The following is a 1,329-nucleotide window of genomic DNA, read 5'->3' as shown; positions in this document are numbered from 1 at the left end:
CTGCTATCTCGGGCTCCGCCGCCATCTGCGCCCAGTAGAGCAGCAAATCGTCGTAATCGAGCACGTTTTGCGCCTGCTTGGCCTCGACATAACCGGCGAACAATTGTTTCAGCTGCTCGGCCCAACCGGCGCACCAGGGAAAGGCGGAACCCAACACCTCGTTGAGCGGCGCCTGTGCGTTGACGGCGCGCGAATAGATGGCAAGGCAGGTTCCCTTGGTGGGGAAACGCGCTTCCGTCTTCGAGAAGCCGAGTTCGTGGCGGACCAGATTCATCAGGTCGGCGGAATCCTCGCGGTCATGGATGGTGAAGGCCGGGTCGAGGCCGATCTCCAGCGCATAGTCGCGAAGCAGCCGCGCGCCGATGCCGTGAAAGGTTCCCGCCCAGGTCAGCGCATCGGTGATGACAGCTGCATCGCGGCCGAGCACTTCGCCGGCGATACGCTCGACGCGCCTGGCCATTTCGGACGCGGCGCGGCGCGAAAACGTCATCAGCAGGATGCGGCGCGGGTCTGCCCCCTTGACGACCAGATGAGCGACGCGATGCGCCAGCGTGTTGGTCTTGCCCGAACCGGCGCCGGCAATGACCAGCAGCGGACCGGCTATCTGGCCGTCGCCGTGCTCGACTGCCTGGCGCTGGGCATCGTTGAGCCGGGCGAGATAGGCAGGCTGGACGGTCGGGTCCCGAAAGGTCGAATCAGCAGTGGCGAGGTTCATCGCCCATCAAGCATCGTTTCTGCTTTGTTCGCAATATCGATGCGGGGCTGGCCTCGTGCTAGACAGGCCGAAGCGCGTCGTCCGTGTCTTTAGCGTTGCGGATCGACACCCATGTCGGCCGACTGCCGCCGCAAGGTCTCGCGATCATGCTTCGACGGCGGCAACAGCAGCGGGTCGACCGTATCGGGCACGTTTTCGACCATCTTCCTGGCGATACGATAAGTGACATAGGCGAAGGCGCCGGCGACGAGCAGACGGAACATAGTGCAACACTCCTTTGGAGCAGAACCAACCGGGGAAACCGCCTTTGGTTCCCTTGCCAATCGTCCACGCACGCAGTCGAAGATGGAGGGCGGTTTCGCCAGCGCTCCCCGATGCATTCTCGAGGCAACCGGAGGCGGAACTTGGCTTTTGCGAGGTTCGCGTGCTGCCGCAACCCGTTGTGGCGTCCCGGACGGACTTTTGGAGAAGAAGGCCGGCGCCGCTTGGGAGGAGTGAAGCGCCGGCCAAGCGGATAATTAGGTCCGCCGCACGGGTAAGGCTAGCTGAGTCTTTCCCCTGCGTCATCGGGGGATTATCTTTGTTAAAAGCGTACCGAGGCGCACTGCCCTATC

At 63.1% G+C, this 1,329-nt stretch carries 2 protein-coding genes; both read right to left on the bottom strand.

The genetic code is table 11. The features are described from left to right. Positions 1 to 715 (bottom strand): ATP-dependent helicase (locus tag EN750_RS34595; RefSeq protein WP_145968207.1); only part of this gene is annotated, 715 nt, incomplete at its 3' end. Positions 716 to 804: 89 nt separating this feature from the next. Beyond that, positions 805 to 978, bottom strand: coding sequence for a hypothetical protein (locus tag EN750_RS34590; RefSeq protein WP_081738796.1), 174 nt, complete (start codon positions 976 to 978; stop codon positions 805 to 807). Positions 979 to 1,329: the final 351 nt, after the last annotated feature.

Origin of the sequence: Mesorhizobium sp. M7A.F.Ca.ET.027.03.2.1 (assembly GCF_003999175.1) — a bacterium.
Taxonomy (GTDB): domain Bacteria; phylum Pseudomonadota; class Alphaproteobacteria; order Rhizobiales; family Rhizobiaceae; genus Mesorhizobium.
The sequence above is the reverse complement of the archived record's forward strand: the minus strand, read 5'-3'. Positions and strand labels throughout refer to the sequence as shown.

Bases quoted from the DNA above. Each gene is read 5' to 3' on its own strand.
- EN750_RS34590 (WP_081738796.1), bottom strand. From the start codon at position 978: ATGTTCCGTCTGCTCGTCGCCGGCGCCTTCGCCTATGTCACTTATCGT.